Source organism: Vibrio fujianensis (genome assembly GCF_002749895.1).
Lineage (GTDB): Bacteria > Pseudomonadota > Gammaproteobacteria > Enterobacterales > Vibrionaceae > Vibrio > Vibrio fujianensis.
This window is the reverse complement of the sequence record NZ_NBUS01000040.1, coordinates 252,106-253,544: the sequence shown is the minus strand read 5'-3', so window position 1 is coordinate 253,544 and position 1,439 is coordinate 252,106. Positions and strand designations below refer to the sequence as shown.

The following is a 1,439-nucleotide window of genomic DNA, read 5'->3' as shown; positions in this document are numbered from 1 at the left end:
ATCACTGCGGTATTGTGCGCCACATAACGCGTGGTACGCACCATCACCCAAGGACGAGCTAAACCAACCGTGAACACTTGCAAAAAGAAGTTACTGATCACCAACACCATGTAATCCCACACGCTAAATGTAGAAACAAAATTAAATTGCGTTTCTGGATCACTATCTAAATTGGCACCAAGCTTAGAGAATACATAGTTGCGTACTCGAGTGGTCGTATAAGCGCTAATCATGAGAGACATAGCAATGATAAAGACATAAGGTAACATGATATAAGCAAACAACCAGTATCCTTCCCCCATAGCCAGCTCATCGGTAAACGGATATGTCATCTTGATGCTAAGTACCACAATGCCCATAACAATCATAAACGCCACCGAAGTTAAGCCCCCCAGTAATATTGCTTTCAAGTAAGTCTTCAAAAAGAAGCGAGTTTCAATTTGCGCAGAAAACGTCCAGTCACCGTATTGATAGCCTGATGCAAAATACTGATGAATACCAGCGACTAGCCATGCGTACAAAACCACCATCACTAAAATCAGCCCCAAACCTAATACAACCGCCACCACAGGTAACGTATTGGCAGAAATGATCATGAGCACAATATAAACCACGATCGCTAAGAGAGAGAGCATCCCACGGCCAAGTATCGACCTATAAGCACCTTTCAATGACCCATTAAAAGCAAAACGCACGTTACGGTAACTCGTCATCGCTGAATCAAAACGTGCATGACTCCAAAGTAGCCAAGGCAAAGCCAGATAAAACAAAACCAGCAAAACAATAGATAGCGGTGGAAAAACCGAATTTGAAACGACCCATACTAATAAAATAACAAGCGCAACTAAGCGCCCTTTTAGTAATTGCATGGGAGTTGCGTGGTATTCAAAGTTGTCACCTGAGATAAATGTATTACCGTAAAAATAACGCTTCGTTCTCACTTTAGCCCACGCAGAATAAATCCCTAACGTAATAATCGACAGCAGTATGTTAACGATCCAAATACCAAAAAACTCCCCACCTTGCCCTTTAAATTGAATCGGATTCTTCCGCTGTTTCGTGTTCATTTCTACTTTTCCTGACGTGATCGTGAATTCGACTTTTGAGTCATCCACTATTAGTTTTTATAAAACGGCTTATTTTAACCGTTCTCCACAGAATCATGCTGTGATAAGCGTTAATGAATTAATCGCTGACGTTAATTAATCAGCAATCAATCGGATAAAAATTAGCGATATAATGTGAATCGAGTGAATGAACCCCGCCAACCAACTCACAAGGTCAACATACAAAGAGCCGCAAAAGCGGCCCTTTGTTATTGATAAACCATGATATGACGATCACTCTTTACCAAATACATTATTTTCCTGTTCCAACACACGAATAAATGTCGTGCGTTTGGTTAGCTCTTTAAGCTTTGCCGCACCGACATAAGTACA

Annotated in this window: 2 protein-coding genes; both read right to left on the bottom strand. The window is 41.1% G+C overall.

The genetic code is table 11. From position 1 onward, the window contains the following. Positions 1–1,067 (bottom strand): YjgN family protein (locus tag B7C60_RS07000; protein WP_245868778.1); only part of this gene is annotated, 1,067 nt, incomplete at its 3' end. Between the two features lie 273 nt (positions 1,068–1,340). Then, positions 1,341–1,439, bottom strand: a 99-nt coding sequence (locus B7C60_RS18220; protein ID WP_245868813.1) for a hypothetical protein, incomplete at its 5' end; no start/stop codon positions are given.